The following is a 14,457-nucleotide window of genomic DNA, read 5'->3' as shown; positions in this document are numbered from 1 at the left end:
TGGGTGTCAGGCACTCTGTTTTTTATTTTTAATAATGATTTCCATTTTTTTGCAGGAAATTGGACTTAAAAGTGGAATAGAATAATAGAGTCAGATGAAACAAAAATCATTGGATATCGTCTAACAATATAAAAGGGCATAGGGCTATACAAAAAGGAGTAAAGTAGGAGAAAATGGCGAAACGAAATTGGGTAATTTTACTATTAGTCGCAATTTGTTTAATTGGAACTGGATGCACGGAACTTACAGCAAAAGAAAAAGCAGCTAAGGCAGCCGAACAGCAGCAAAAAACCGAAAAAGAGAAAAAATTACAAGAAGAAAAGAAACTGGCAGAAGCAAAGAAACAAGAGGAAGAACGAAAACGGGAAGAAGCAAGACCTATATACGTAAATATTATTGATCCGAATACGAAAGATATAATTAAAACATTTAATACGAAAGATTTAGGATATATAACGAATTCTGACGATTATAAAAATGAAATAGCCAAATTGACAAGAGAATTGGCTCGGGGAACCGAATCGAAACCGGGTTACGACAAACGAATGGTTCTTGATAAACTCGATGAAAATGGTGAGATTATCAAGGGTACTCCTCAACAAATCCTTGATGAAGAAGAGTTAGCTGAAAAAATTATGTTGGTATCAGAAAAAGGCGGCAATGTGGAATTACCTTTATATGTGAACGCAAGCGGATATCAGGCTGAGGAAGCATCCCAATTAGATGATGTTGTAGTCGCCACATATACCACTCATTTTAATAGTAGTACGGTGGGAAGAACTAAAAATATTGAATTATCGGCAAAGGCGATAAATAATGTCATCCTTGGCGTGAATGATTCTTTCTCATATAATACTACCGTTGGCCCGAGTGATGCCGAGCACGGCTACCAAAAAGCCCCTGAGATCAATTACGGGAAGTTAGTCGAGGGCTATGGTGGAGGCATCTGCCAAACTTCTTCTACTTTGTATAATGCTATCGATCAATTGGCAGTAAAATATATCGAAAAACATCATCATTCATTAACGGTGGGTTACGTGCCAAAAGGCAGAGATGCGACTGTTTCTTATGGAGGTAAAGATTTTAGGTTTCAAAATACGACAGGTGTACCTATACTATTAAAAGCAATTGTAAACGGAGGGTCACTCACGGTTGAAGTAAGAACGTCAAAAACTTATCAAAGTCAACTTAAGAAACGAATCTAACTAGTAAGTTGTGAATTTCCCAAATGAAATGATGCCATAAAAACAATCCCTTCATTGTCCGAATCTACGGTAATAATGAAGGGATTTATTATTTTTGTAAAGGGATTTGTTGGAGCGCTCAGTCAGACTCGCTAAACGGGAGCCACCGCTTTTTGTTACTGCATTTCTTCCCAATCTGTATATTGACCTGTGCCTTGACACCCTGGACATTCGAGCGAATTAAAGTAGGCAAATTCATTATAAGGGTACACGGTATAGCCCCGACCATGACAATCAGGACATTTGCCTTGGTCTTTCATATTAGAGACATGATTTTGGTATTTTGTCTCTTTCCATTGGTTAAAAGTATTGAGTAGTCCCATTTTATTCACCTCAGCTTTTTTCTTCTTAGTATGGAGAAAAAATGGAATTATTATGCTTGTATTATTTAATTGCTTATGGGAAAATCGTTGGAATAAAAGATTCCATTTATCAAACTAATTTACTTTTCTATAATAATTTTATGTGAATTCTCTTCGTTTTGTGCTGAATCAAATAAAAAAAGCGGAAAGCTTAATCGCTTCCCACTCTTATCCTCGTAAATCTTATTTTCCATTCATGTTCAATTTTTTCATTCGATACTGCAGGCTTTGTCGACTCAGTCCAAGGAGATTAGCCGTTCGAGAAATATTAAAATCATTTTTAGATAAAACATGATCAATATAGGATTTTTCAAATAATTCCATTTGATATTTTAGCGGTACAGCGACATCCGAATTTTCCTTTATAAAAGTGTCAACGGTCGATAAGGGAATCATTCTCTCTTTCATCTGCATTTTGCTTCGATATTGATAGGGTAAATGGGAGTATAATATCAATTCTTCATCCATCATAATATTCATAGCTGCTTCAATAATATGCTCAAGTTCCCGAACATTCCCCAACCAGTCATATTCAAAGAAAGATTGTTGAACCTCCTCGGACAACCCTTTTACATTCATTTGGAATAGCTCATTATATTTTTGAATAAAACGCTGGACTAATAATGGAATATCTTCTTTCCTGTCTTTTAGCGCTGGAATAAAAATGGTAACGACTCCAAGTCGATAATATAAGTCTTTGCGCATGCGATTATTGGCAATTGCATCGATTGGATCCTCATTCATATTGGCAATAACTCGAACATCTACAGGGGTATCCTTCGTATCACCGATTCGTCTGATCGTTTTTTCCTGAAGAACACGAAGTAATTTTGCCTGAAGATTTAAATTCAAGGAGTTAATCTCATCAAGAAGCAGTGTTCCACCATTGGCCTGTTCGAATAAGCCTGGGGTATCAACAGCCCCCGTGAAGGCACCGCGCTTTGTACCAAACAGTAGACTTTCGATAAGATTATCAGGTAAAGCCGCACAGTTTTGTGAAATAAACGGAGCAGATAAACGATTACTTCCATTGTGAATACTTTGAGCAAAAAGTTCCTTCCCGGTACCGGTATCTCCAACGATCAGAACATAAGAAGAGGTTCGGGTCGCTCGCTTAGCCGATTCAATCACTTCTTTAATGGCGGGGCTATCCCCAATAATTTTATCAAACGTGTATCGGGTAGTCCCCTTATTCAAATTACCTTTAATGAGTCGCTCCAGCTTAGTAACATCATTAGCTATCTCCACAGCACCCTGAAGTTTTTCGTTCTGATAAATAGGAATGGTATTGTTAATGGTAGTAATTTTACGGCCCTTATTATTGAAATAAGTTTGTTTTACGTTACTAGCTTCTTTGCCTTCCTGAAGCGCTTTTACTAGTGTACTAGATTGGTCGTCTTTAAACATAAACACATCAAGAAGGTTCTTATTAATGACGTCTTGAAGGTCCATCGACTCCATTTGCATCATTTTTTTATTATAAATAATCGTTTTCCCGGTTTCATCAACGGCATGGACACCCACATCGACCTCGTCTAAAATCCGCTTATACATCTGATTTAGAAATTGTAAATGACTAACTGTATTTGTTTTCTCCATTCTTGATTCATTCCCTTTGTTTAATCCTTTATTCACTTATTTAATCAAAAAAATCGTAATAATGCAAAAAAAATTTGCAGTTTTATCGAAATAACATAGAAATTAGCAAAGAAAATTGGCATTAGAAAGATTAAACCGTTATTTAGATAAATTTGAAGAATATTACTCTTCCTTTTTTGTGGAAAAAGTATTTTTGCAGTTTAGGTGCAAAATAATTTTTCAATATGCAAAGATTTTTTGCTTTTTTGTTCAAAAAATGTTCACATATAAGCAAATTAAGTTTGGCATGAAACTTGCATTTTAATATTTTAAAAATATAGTGATAATTTAGAAATTATTATTTCTTGTTAATAGACTACTATTTCCGTATAATTTCTAATGCGAAGGTTTCTTCATCAGCAGCCTTTAAAAAAATTATCCTATTATTTGGCACTAAAAGTTCTGGAAGCGTATTCTTTTTTGGTGGAGAAGGGGGAAATTTAATGAATTTGCAGGAAAACAATTCAAATCATGAATTAAAACGAACGATGAAGACGAGACATTTATTCATGATCTCTTTAGGGGGGGTAATCGGGTCAGGTCTTTTCTTAGGTTCTGGCTATACGATTAGCCAAGCAGGACCAACTGGTGCGATTCTTTCTTATATTGTCGGCGGTTTGATTATGTTTTTAACGATGCTATGTCTCGGTGAATTATCTGTCGCAATGCCGGTATCTGGTTCATTTCAAACATACACAACGAAGTTTATTGGCCCAGGAACTGGATTTGCGCTTGGCTGGCTTTATTGGTTAGGCTGGTCCGTAACAGTAGCATTGGAGTTATTATCTGCAGGACAGCTTATGCAAAGATGGTTTCCGGGTTCACCTATTTGGATGTGGTGTGCGATTTTTGCAATCGTTTTATTTTCACTTAATGCACTTTCAGCCCGTGCGTTTGGTGAAACTGAATTTTGGTTTTCTAGTATTAAAATCTTCGCAATTATCGCCTTTATCGTCCTTGGGGGAGCGGCGATGTTTGGTTTAATTCACTTAAAAGGTGGACAACCAGCACCATTTTTCTCGAATTTCACAGCACATGGATTGTTACCACATGGATTTACAGCCTTAATTATTACAATGATTGCTGTTAACTTTTCGTTTCAGGGGACAGAATTAATTGGGATAGCAGCTGGTGAGAGTGAAGATCCAGAGAAGACGATTCCAAAATCAATCAAACAAACCGTCTGGCGTACGTTATTTTTCTTTGTTTTAGCAATATTCGTGTTAGCTAGCTTAATCCCAATGAAACAAGCTGGAGTCGTGGAAAGTCCGTTTGTTGTCGTTTTTGATAGTATCGGAATTCCATATGCAGCCGACATTATGAACTTTGTTATCCTAACAGCATTACTTTCTGTTGCAAACTCTGGACTTTATGCCGCTACACGGATGTTATATGCCATGTCTAAAGAGAAAATGACTCGACCTGCACTTGGGAAAGTAAATAAACAAGGCGTCCCAATCAACTCATTAATTTTGACAATGGGGATTGCTTTATTATCATTATTGTCAGGATTCTTTGCCGAAGAAACTGTTTTTGTTTGGTTGCTTTCTGTCGCGGGATTAGGTGCTCAGGTAGGTTGGATTTCGATTACAGCATCGCAAATGGCTTTCCGCAGAAAATTTATCCGTGAAGGCGGCAAGGTTGAAGATCTTAAATTCAGAACACCTCTGTATCCTGCACTTCCGATTATCGCATTAACATTAAACTGTTTTGTTCTCGTGAGCTTAGCTTTTGATTCAGCACAACGTTTGGCACTATATCTTGGGGTTCCGTTTGTAGCTATTTGTTATTTAATTTATCATTTTAGAATAAAAAAGAACCGCGAAGAAGATGGAACAGCCGAGCAAGAATTACAATTGCATGAAAATAAAAAAATGGTTATCTAATATTTTTGTGAAGACGCATGGGTTTTTCCATGCGTTTTTGTATGTGGATAAGAAATAACAAAAATCAAATACTACTACCTGAGGTGATTATAATGGGAAAATGGAATGAACAAGCAGCACCAAATAACAATTTATCAGCGAGGACCATCAAGCAAGGGGAATTAGTTGGAAACGAAGCAAAACATGAGTTTTCAGAGGAATTATCTGACGGTGGCGAGCGTGATCAAAATATAAAGGTGCTCAGAAATAATGGACGGGTAAAATAAAGTAAAGGGTAGTGGCGATGAAAATATTGCCACTATTTTTTATTCGCTATGGCTATTTTCGCATAGATTATTGTTTTTCATATAAGTCAACCTGTATAGCTATATTCTTCGTGGCATCTTTTCGTAAAAACTTATGCGAAAATTGCATTGAAACTTAGTTAATGACCCTTATTAAGCTCCAAATGCAACAAAGTTTACGAAAAGAGCCTTAGCTATTTACAATGTAATGTGTTTGGTATAGAATTTCTATGTACCTAAAATATCTAGGTAGGTGAGAAAATGTTCAACCGTGAATTAGTGAAAGGCAGTACTTCATTAATCCTCCTTCAGTTATTAAACGAACGGGATATGTATGGCTATGAATTAGTGAAAGAACTGGAACAACGCAGTGATAATGATTTAAGTGTTAAAGAGGGAACTTTGTATCCAGCACTTCACAAGCTTGAAAAGCAAGAGTACATTGAATGTTATTGGCAGGAAAAAGAAAAGGGCCCAGCCCGTAAGTATTACAAGATCACAAAAGCAGGAAAAGAATTATTGGGTGAGAAAACGCGTGAATGGCAGGACTTTGTTAAAGTAATGAACAAAGTGATAGGGAGATCGAAACATGGAACGGCCGAAGAATAGGTTTCTTAAAGAGTTGGCAAAGGGATTAGGAAACCAGTTAGATAAAGAGGAAATTCTCCGTGAGTATGAGTCACATATTGATGAAATTCTCATTGAATCGGAAAGTCAGGAAGAGGAAACAGTTTATGATCTGATTGTATCCCGCCTAGGCAGTCCAGAAGAAATCATTCAAATTTGGAGAGAAGAGTTTTCTGTTACCCCCAGCAATATGAAATGGCTGTTTATCCTTTTAAATGTTTTATTTTTTGGAGGGGGCAGTTTACTAACCTTGGCACATAATATCTATCAATGGGAATGGCTTTCGGTTACTTGGAATCACTTAACCGCAATTCCAACCTTAATTGCCTGTTTGTATATGTTTTTTTGGGCGTTATTAGGCTATGAAATTGGAAAGGGCTTTGGTCATAACGGAAAGGTGCTTCTTAATAAAACGTTTTTACTTTCGCTTATTCCCAATTTATTATTAATGGTCTTAACGGTTTTTCAAATTATTCCGCATTCCTGGTTTGCCCCATTGTTAACGAAGACGTTTATAATTGCTTGTATCATTTTTACCATCATCTTATATCCGGTCAGTTGGATTGGCTATCGATGGGGGAGAAAAGCTTCGGTATAAGCATTTTTTTTGGATATATACCTAGTAAAACTATATATATAGAAAATCTATACTGAAAGAGGGATGAAGATGGAAACGAAAATAGAAACGAAAATTGGTAAATCTGCTTGGATCTTTTTATTGTTATGTTTATTACTGGGGATCTTAGCGGAGGAGGCATTTTTTCGCAGTGAGATAGGGATATCCTACTTCGTGTTTATTTCTGCTTTTTACTCGGTATTTTTTTGGAGGTACCGCCGCTATCAATTTTCCCATCAACGGTTAGGATACTTGATTCTCTGTTGCATCTGGCTGATGTCGGCCAACTACTTCCTAAATAATAACTTTTTATTTTATGGTTTAAATATCATGGTAATACCAGGGTTGGTAATCTTTCATTTAGTGTTAATCACAAGTCCCAAAAATCTTCAATGGAATAAACTAGCATTTGTAAAGTTCATATTCACGCGTCTCCTCCAATCACTTAAATTTAATATTGGCTTCGTTACCTTATTTGGGAAGAGTTTTAAATCTGGCGTCAATGAAGACAAATTATTAATATGGAAAAAGATAATCCTCGGGATTGCGATCTCACTGCCTATCCTTTTTGTTGTTTTAAACTTACTCATATCGGCAGACTCTCAGTTTGAACAATTAATTGGCGGGATTCCACAATGGTTCCAAGTCATTAATATTGAGCGGATCATGAGAGTAATTGTCATTCTAATCTTAACTGTAGTCTTTTTTGGCTTTTTGCAAATCCTTTCCAGCAGACATACGAACGTGATAAAACAGCAAGCAAACGAGCAACCCTATAAAATTGATGGGATTATCACAATTACCGTTCTTGTTATTATTAATGTAGTGTATCTATTGTTTACTCTCGTCCAATTTCGGTATTTCTTCAGCGGAGCATTACAAGTGGACTTTACCTATGCAGAATACGCACGAAAGGGGTTTTTTGAACTCCTTTTTGTTACACTAATCAATTTATCGATCACAGTAATCGTGTTAACCTTCGTAAATCGTGCTACAAGGTTTATTCAAAGAGCAACACAATTGATGTTAACCATCCTCGTCCTCGCAAGCTCTGTTATGCTTACGTCCGCATTCCTGCGGTTAGGTATGTATGAAGATGCATACGGATTTACGTTCACAAGAGTTCTTGTCCATTCGTTTATGATTTTTCTTGTTGTCATTTTTACGTACACCCTGGTGAAAATTTGGGTTGAGAAACTGTCGTTATTTCATTTTTATTTTATAACCTCATTAATCTATTATACAGCAATCACGTTGATTGACTTAGATAAGATGGTCGTGAATGAAAATATGAACCGGTACGAACTGAGCGGGAAAATTGATGTTCACTACCTCAATAACTTGTCTTATACAGGAGTTCTAGGATTAATCGATCTATATGATAAAGATCAGACTATACCGGATTTAAAAACTATTCTCATCGAGCGAAAGCAGCAAGCACTTGCTGAAGACAGCCAATGGCAATCCTATAATCTTAAACGAGAGCAGGCATTCTCTGAACTTAGGAAGTTGGATATTAATTAGTTGAAAGACGATTCGGAACTCCGAATCGTTTTTTATTTTTAAATAAATTGGAAAATTTGCTAAAATAGCAATTAAATGGTACAAAGGAAATGGACTGTATTTTTTCGGATAAAATGAGTAGGTGGGATAGAATGAAACGGTTTTTTCGTGTTTTTATCAGAATTATATTAATAGTATCTGGCATTCTCTTTATTTTTAATCTTCCATCCTTATTAGGAATTGGAAAAAATCATGTGGTGTTAAATTTCAAAACACTCTGGATCAATGTAAAGGCGGATTTTCATTTATTAGTGGATATTAAAGGGATTGGTTACTTAGATTTTTTCAAGAAATTAGAAATTGCCGAGAGTTATCAATACACTATGACTATTCTCCTGGTCAGCCTCCTCTTTATCAGTTGTCTTGCCACGGTTTCGGCTGTATTGATCATTATTTCTCCTGAAAAAGTAAGAAAACATTTAAAAAGCGGGATTAATTTTTTTGAAGCGGTTCCTGATTTACTAGTAATCTTTTTATTTCAGTTTTTTGTTATCACACTATATAAATCTACGGGTTTAAAGTTTTTACAACTCTATGGTTTATTTGGCCATAAGCCTTATTTTGTGCCAATCATGACTGTTTCTTTTCTGCCTTTTTTCTTTTTGCTGCAGTTTCTAATCAAAGTTATCGATGAGGAACAAGTTCAACAGTATGTTCTTTATGCGAGGGCAAAGGGAATGGGGAGGATTAGAACACTGCTTGTCCATATCATGAGAAACATTGTTCCGCTCTTAATCTTCCAGTTTAGAACCATCGTTTGGGTATTATTATCTAATATCTATCTAGTAGAAGTTTTGTTTAACATAAATGGGTTTAATCAACAATTTATTAAGATTGTCAATATGGGTGGAGATTTCCCTTCACTTGTTGCTTGTTTGCTCATGTTATCCATGCCACTGTTAGTTATGGAGGCAGCAGGATGGTTGATTTCTAAGTTGATTAAAGGGAAGGAGGCAGTAAGCCTATGAGAAAATATAAAAAAACAATAATAGGCTCCACTTTACTATTGCTCCTATTAATAGTGAGTATTTTATACCCTTTGTATGGACCCCAAGATTTTAATCATCAGGTACTTGTAAAAAATGAACAGGGCGAGATACTCGGCAGGGCACCATTTCCTCCATCAGAACAGCATATATTGGGTACCAATCGAAATGGTGAGGATATGCACTGGCTCCTTCTATATGGGGCTAAATATACTTTAGTCTCCACACTTGGAGTTGCGCTTTTACGAGTTGTTCTTGGAGGTATTTTTGGTATTTTCCTATCTCTGTGGGCTCCCTTCTTAAAAAGTTATGTGAAAGACTTCTTCTTAACTTTTCGTTACGTCCCATCGATTTTGATTGCTTACATTTTAATGTTTCCGATTGTGGGTGATTTTAATGATGTGGCCGTTTCTTCCATTGTTATCTGTCAAATGATTATTCTTGTTTTTATCGGATTTCCCTCTGTGACCATTTTCGCTTCAGATGTAATCGATGAATTATTAAAAACGTCTTTTGTGCAAAGCTCTAAGTTAATGGGGGCAGGGAAACTACATATTATAAGAAAACAATTGATGCCGTATATCCGTTCTTACGGGATATTATTTACTGTTCAGCAATTTATTAGTACACTCCACATTACGATGCAGCTTGGTCTGTTTGGGATGTTTCTTGGAGGGAGTAATAGAGCGGGGGTAATGGGGTATGATGAACCGCCAAAGCCAGCTACCATATCGAATGAATGGGCTGGTTTAATTGGTCAAAATTTCAGCGAATTTGTTCCTGCTCCATGGTCTATCTTAAGTCCTGTGATAGGTTTTTTTGTAGTAATTGTCATCGTGAATGTAATAAAGAAAGAATTAGAAGAAAATTTATATGAGATAAAGGCAGTTAAGAGGAAGAAGAAGGCCCTAGATCCGAAAATGCTTACTTATACCTCTAATCAATTTGAGTTTATTCAAAAGTAATAGGCATTTTGTTTTGGTTGAAAAATATCTTAAGTTAATTGGCTTTTCGGAGAAACCGGGCAATTGCTCGGTTTTTTTTTTGGTCAAATAAAAAAGCAGGATCAAATGATCCCGCCCCAAAATCAGTCCCCATTAAACATATCAAAGATTCCTCGAGCAATACTGCCTTCATCTTTTGCCCCGCCGCGAGAAGGCGCTGCAGCAAATACCCGGCTGGCTAGACGGCTAAATGGCAATGATTGAATCCAGACGGAACCTGGTCCGCGCAGTGTCGCGAAAAACAAGCCTTCACCACCAAACAATGCTGTTTTAACTCCTTTTACAAATTCAATATCGTAATTAACACTACTTGTCATCGCCACTAAACAACCTGTATCCACTCGCAAGGACTGACCAGGCAGGAGATCTTTTTTAATAATCGTTCCGCCGGCGTGAACAAAAGCAAGACCATCACCTTCTAATTTTTGCATGATAAATCCCTCGCCGCCAAAGAAGCCGGCACCAATTTTACGTTGGAATTCAATCCCAACCTGAACGCCTTTAGCCGCAGCCAGAAAGGCATCTTTTTGGCAGATTATTTTCCCTCCATATTGGCTTAAGTCCATTGGAATGATCTTTCCAGGATAAGGGGAAGCAAACGAAACACGCTTCTTGCCGATGCCATTATTAGTAAAGGCTGTCATAAACAAGCTTTCACCAGTAAGCACTCGCTTTCCGGCACTAAACAGTTTGCCCATCAGCCCGCTTCCGCCACCTGGGCCGCTTCCATCACCAAATATCGTCTCCATATGTATGTCATCTTCCATCATCATGAAACTTCCTGCTTCAGCAACGACAGTCTCTTGTGGATCCAGCTCAATTTCAACAAACTGCATGTCATCCCCATAGATTTTATAATCAATTTCGTGGTTATTCATACTTTTCCCTCCACTTTTAATATTGGCAAATCTATATATATTATAAAAAATTTAGGAAAAAAGTGCTAATTTTAACAAAAATAAAAAAGGACGCCTGTTTACACAGACGTCCTTCGCGTATTGAGGCGAAAAACCACACTCCACATAGTGCGTTCCAAAAGGAATGTTTCTCGACTTACACAACTCAGCTCATCGCTTAGCTATTGTAACACGGTCTCATCAATCTAACAAGTGATTTCTTAAAAATATATTTTTAAACAAAATGCTTGATTTGGAAGATAAATTACCATATATTCAAATAATCAGATATACAAAAATAAGAAGATAAGAAGGGTTAATATGTTAAAGGATAAGAGATTCCATAATTATTCCTTAAGGAGTGTGCCAAAAGATCTCCTGTCAGGATTGATTGTCGGGGTAATCGCGATTCCGCTTGGGATGGCGTTTGCGATTGCTTCAGGGGTGAAGCCAGAGTATGGAATCTATACAACAGTTGTTGCAGGGATTCTTATCTCCTTATTTGGTGGATCGAAGTATCAAATCGGAGGACCTACCGGAGCGTTTATTCCGATTTTATTTGGTATTGTGATGACTTATGGCTATGAAAATCTCCTCATCGCTGGCTTTCTCGCCGGAGTTATTCTGTTGTTGATGGGCATCTTCAGGCTTGGATCTTTAATTAAATATATTCCAAGACCAGTAACGATTGGATTTACCACAGGCATTGCAGTCACGATATTTACTGGTCAAATTGCTAGTTTCCTAGGTTTAGTAGGAATTAAAAAACACGAGGAATTTGTTCGGAATGTTCAAGAAATTTTTGTTCATTTAGACACCTTTAATATGTTTAGTATTTTAACTTCGGCCATTTGCCTAGGAACTGTCATCATCACGCCAAGGATAGCACCAAGAGTTCCAGGCCCGTTGATTGGCTTAGTTGTTTCCTCCGTCATTGCAACTTTGTTTTATCCAACACAAATTGCGACGATCGGAACAGCCTATGGACAAATTCCAAGTACATTACCTGAACTCCATATTCCCAACCTGAATGTAGAAATGATTGTTAAAATGCTAAAGCCAGCATTTATCATTGCGATGTTAGGTGGGATTGAGTCATTGTTATCAGCCGTTGTCGCAGACGGAATGACGAATAGCAGGCACAACAGTAATAAAGAGTTAATCGGGCAAGGTATTGCCAATATGATTACCCCTTTATTTGGCGGAATTCCAGCAACAGGTGCCATCGCACGTACAGCAACAAATATTAAGAATGGAGCGATATCACCGTTCTCTGGAATAATCCATGGAGTTGTTGTCTTGTTAGTCCTGATGTTTTTTGCACCCTATGCATCTTATATACCTTTAGCTAGTATGGCACCAATTTTGATGGTCGTAGCATGGAATATGAGTGAAAGAAAAGTTTTTTCACATATTTTAAAAACAAAATCGACAGATTCATTAGTCTTAATGGTTACGTTTTTATTAACAGTTTTCGTGAATTTAACCATGGCTGTGGAAGTTGGGTTGGTTATGTCCGCGATTCTTTTTGCAAAACGAATGAGTGACGTTATGGTTACGGCAAAAGCATTACCAAATAGAAAACATAAACATGAGAAGGTAGAGTCAGGAATAGTCTCTGATACAAATGATTGCCCCCAAATTAGTATCTTCAATGTAGAGGGTCCATTATTTTTTGGGGCTGCGGAAACGTTTGAAAAAACAATCATGAGCACCATCAATTATCGGCCGAAGATTCTATTGTTGCGCATGAGTAAGGTTCCATTAATGGATACAACGGGAGAAGCAACTTTATCAAGTATTGTTCGCCATTTTTCGAAAAATGGTATAATCATGATATCAGGTTTAAATCCGCAGCCGGAAAGTGTCTTGAAAAAGACAGGATTATATCAAATGATCGGCGAGGAACATTTCTTTGAACATACCGGAGAAGCCATCCAATATGCCCTTGAGCATATTAACAAAAATAAGTGCCTCGGTTGTAAGCATTTCGCCTTTAGGGAATGTAAAAAACTATCCGCAGCAGAGGCAGTAGAGGGCAGCAGGACAAAGCTTACTGCTACTTTCTAAAAAGCATGGGAGTGGACAAATTGAATCTTGAAATGCAGCAATTTAAGGCGGAATTTTTCAAAGCACTAGCACATCCATTGAGAATCCGTATTTTAGAACTCTTAGCTGAAGGGGATAAGAATGTCAATGAAATTCAAACCATTGTTGGCAGTGAAGGGTCGGCTGTTTCACAGCAGCTAACCATCCTAAGAGCGAAGAATATTGTCTCTGGAACGAAAGAGGGTAACAAGGTCATTTATACACTAAAGGACCCGATGATTATCGAATTGTTAGCCGTTGCAAGACAAATCTTTAACAATCATCTTGTGGATACGATCACGATATTAGACAAATTTAAAGAAGATGAGGAAGAGCCGTCGATGCCGAAGAATTAAATTCTTCAAATGGCCAAAATTAAAGAAGAAGTCGACAAAATTAATCGACATAGTATTTGCGGAAAAAATGAGTTAAAGTGGGAGGTTAAAAAGCTGTTTGCTGATTTTCCATCCTTAACGTATATCGGTTTGGAATTACTAGTGAAGGATATTGTTAAGGGGATAAAGTGTCGGATCGGAAAGATTTATCGGAATACAGCAGTTCTTCCAACATCGTAAAATAGTAATAATAAAAAGTAGCAAATTTATTGCACAACAGAGAATAAATAGGCATCGTTTTTTATAAAATTGGCCCAAAAAGAAGGGTGTTGATTTTTGTCGAATTAACCATGAAAACAGTGTGAGAATGTAGAAATATGTAGGTTTATGTTGGTTTGTCCTTTATTGACATTTAAGCGAAAAGAGTGCTAAAATTTAGTCAGCCGTTGCACGAGATTAGATTTATGTTACAAGCTTGTTCAAAGTTTTAACTGATGTTTGGATGAGGAAATGAAGGTAAAGCTATCACGTTGTAATTTGGTGAATTTACACATGGCTTACATTTATAAGCCAATAGGAGGATTTTTTTTCATGAAAAACGGTAAAGTAAAATGGTTTAATTCAGAAAAAGGTTTTGGATTCATCGAAGCTGAAGACGGTAACGACGTATTCGTTCATTACTCTGCAATCCAAACAGAAGGTTTCAAAACTTTAGAAGAAGGTCAAGAAGTATCTTTCGAAGTTGTTGAAGGAGCTCGTGGACCACAAGCTGCTAACGTAACTAAAAAATAATTTTGTAATCTACTATAACAGTCCGGACTATGCTCCGGGCTGTTTTTTGTATTTTAATAGCTATTTTAAACTTTTTTATAGTATAAAATACCCAATATTCCAGTAATCTGCTTGCATTTCCAATCTCATTCCTATT

15 protein-coding genes are annotated in these 14,457 nt (G+C 36.8%); 12 read left to right on the top strand and 3 right to left on the bottom strand.

Features of this window, described 5'->3' with window-relative positions; translation table 11 throughout:
* Positions 1 to 173 precede the first annotated feature (173 nt).
* Positions 174 to 1,205 carry a VanW family protein gene (locus tag ACJ004_RS12900; protein WP_410893426.1) on the top strand — a complete coding sequence of 344 codons (1,032 nt, stop codon included), beginning with the start codon at positions 174 to 176 and terminating at the stop codon, positions 1,203 to 1,205.
* Between the two features lie 155 nt (positions 1,206 to 1,360).
* Here ACJ004_RS12900 and ACJ004_RS12895 read toward each other — a convergent pair whose 3' ends face one another.
* Together ACJ004_RS12895 and ACJ004_RS12890 are read right to left on the bottom strand one after the other, a co-directional pair.
* Positions 1,361 to 1,567, bottom strand: a complete 207-nt coding sequence (locus tag ACJ004_RS12895; protein WP_410893425.1) for a methionine aminopeptidase — start codon at positions 1,565 to 1,567, stop codon at positions 1,361 to 1,363.
* Positions 1,568 to 1,789: 222 nt separating this feature from the next.
* Positions 1,790 to 3,205 (bottom strand): sigma-54 interaction domain-containing protein, encoded by a 1,416-nt coding sequence (locus ACJ004_RS12890; RefSeq protein ID WP_410893424.1) that lies wholly within the window; start codon positions 3,203 to 3,205, stop codon positions 1,790 to 1,792.
* Between the two features lie 482 nt (positions 3,206 to 3,687).
* On the opposite strand from ACJ004_RS12890, the gene ACJ004_RS12885 reads away from it, so the two are divergent.
* The 7 genes from ACJ004_RS12885 (at position 3,688) to ACJ004_RS12855 (ending at position 10,171) form a co-directional block, all read left to right on the top strand.
* Positions 3,688 to 5,130: an amino acid permease gene (locus ACJ004_RS12885; protein WP_410893423.1), complete on the top strand. Its 1,443-nt coding sequence runs from the start codon at positions 3,688 to 3,690 to the stop codon at positions 5,128 to 5,130.
* A gap of 92 nt (positions 5,131 to 5,222) precedes the next feature.
* Positions 5,223 to 5,396 carry a hypothetical protein gene (locus tag ACJ004_RS12880; protein ID WP_410893422.1) on the top strand — a complete coding sequence of 58 codons (174 nt, stop codon included), beginning with the start codon at positions 5,223 to 5,225 and terminating at the stop codon, positions 5,394 to 5,396.
* Positions 5,397 to 5,675: 279 nt separating this feature from the next.
* Positions 5,676 to 6,023, top strand: coding sequence for a PadR family transcriptional regulator (locus tag ACJ004_RS12875; RefSeq protein ID WP_410893421.1), 348 nt, complete (start codon positions 5,676 to 5,678; stop codon positions 6,021 to 6,023).
* Positions 6,004 to 6,639, top strand: a complete 636-nt coding sequence (locus tag ACJ004_RS12870; protein WP_410893420.1) for an HAAS signaling domain-containing protein — start codon at positions 6,004 to 6,006, stop codon at positions 6,637 to 6,639. Before ACJ004_RS12875 ends, ACJ004_RS12870 begins: the two co-directional genes overlap by 20 nt.
* 69 nt (positions 6,640 to 6,708) lie before the next feature.
* Positions 6,709 to 8,181: a DUF4153 domain-containing protein gene (locus ACJ004_RS12865; RefSeq protein WP_410893419.1), complete on the top strand. Its 1,473-nt coding sequence runs from the start codon at positions 6,709 to 6,711 to the stop codon at positions 8,179 to 8,181.
* A 131-nt stretch (positions 8,182 to 8,312) separates the two neighbouring features.
* Entirely contained in the window at positions 8,313 to 9,188 is an 876-nt protein-coding gene (locus tag ACJ004_RS12860) for an ABC transporter permease subunit (protein WP_410893418.1), read from the top strand.
* Positions 9,185 to 10,171, top strand: coding sequence for an ABC transporter permease subunit (locus ACJ004_RS12855; RefSeq protein WP_410893417.1), 987 nt, complete (start codon positions 9,185 to 9,187; stop codon positions 10,169 to 10,171). The genes ACJ004_RS12860 and ACJ004_RS12855 overlap by 4 nt, the downstream gene beginning before the upstream one ends.
* A 122-nt stretch (positions 10,172 to 10,293) precedes the next feature.
* On the opposite strand, the gene ACJ004_RS12850 is transcribed toward ACJ004_RS12855, so the two are convergent.
* Positions 10,294 to 11,088 (bottom strand): TIGR00266 family protein, encoded by a 795-nt coding sequence (locus tag ACJ004_RS12850; protein WP_410893416.1) that lies wholly within the window; start codon positions 11,086 to 11,088, stop codon positions 10,294 to 10,296.
* A gap of 339 nt (positions 11,089 to 11,427) precedes the next feature.
* Here ACJ004_RS12850 and ACJ004_RS12845 point away from each other — a divergent pair, with 339 nt between their 5' ends.
* The 4 genes from ACJ004_RS12845 to ACJ004_RS12830 all read left to right on the top strand — a co-directional run bounded on the left by ACJ004_RS12845 (position 11,428) and on the right by ACJ004_RS12830 (position 14,321).
* On the top strand, positions 11,428 to 13,176 hold the full coding sequence (locus ACJ004_RS12845) for a SulP family inorganic anion transporter (protein WP_410893414.1): 1,749 nt from the start codon (positions 11,428 to 11,430) through the stop codon (positions 13,174 to 13,176).
* Between the two features lie 20 nt (positions 13,177 to 13,196).
* A complete protein-coding gene (locus ACJ004_RS12840) occupies positions 13,197 to 13,550 on the top strand; it encodes an ArsR/SmtB family transcription factor (protein ID WP_410893412.1) in 354 nt (117 codons plus the stop codon).
* A gap of 9 nt (positions 13,551 to 13,559) precedes the next feature.
* Complete coding sequence (locus tag ACJ004_RS12835; RefSeq protein ID WP_410893411.1) at positions 13,560 to 13,769, top strand: hypothetical protein; 210 nt, start codon at positions 13,560 to 13,562, stop codon at positions 13,767 to 13,769.
* A 351-nt stretch (positions 13,770 to 14,120) separates the two neighbouring features.
* A complete protein-coding gene (locus ACJ004_RS12830) occupies positions 14,121 to 14,321 on the top strand; it encodes a cold-shock protein (RefSeq protein WP_007083969.1) in 201 nt (66 codons plus the stop codon).
* Positions 14,322 to 14,457: the final 136 nt, after the last annotated feature.

This window comes from Neobacillus sp. 204, from assembly GCF_046562815.1.
GTDB lineage: Bacteria > Bacillota > Bacilli > Bacillales > Cytobacillaceae > Neobacillus.
This window is presented reverse-complemented; position numbering and strand designations above follow the sequence as displayed.